The organism is Psychrobacter sp. W2-37-MNA-CIBAN-0211, assembly GCF_040309405.1.
Classification (GTDB): domain Bacteria; phylum Pseudomonadota; class Gammaproteobacteria; order Pseudomonadales; family Moraxellaceae; genus Psychrobacter; species Psychrobacter glaciei.
In genome coordinates, this window is sequence record NZ_JBEOOU010000594.1 from 1 (window position 1) to 234 (window position 234).

At 41.9% G+C, this 234-nt stretch carries 1 protein-coding gene; it reads left to right on the forward strand.

Features of this window, described 5'->3' with window-relative positions:
- Positions 1-234 (forward strand): cation:proton antiporter domain-containing protein (locus AAEY72_RS16390; RefSeq protein ID WP_352311754.1); only part of this gene is annotated, 234 nt, incomplete at both ends.

Consider the following 234-nt stretch of genomic DNA (forward strand, 5'->3'; position numbering starts at 1 on the left):
CACTAATTAGGCCAATCTCATCATCGATTGGTGCGCCAAAAAGTATAGAAACGGTCATTGCTGGTGAGTCCTTATTCAATGATGGCATCGGCGTCGTTATTTTTTTCTTGCTGCTTGGGATTTTGTCTAGCGGTGATATTACGACCGCTAATTATTTATCACAAACCATGGCTGTCGAGGCTGGTGGCGGTGTTGTCTTTTGCTTAGTGCTAGGTGCGATTTTTTATTATTTAA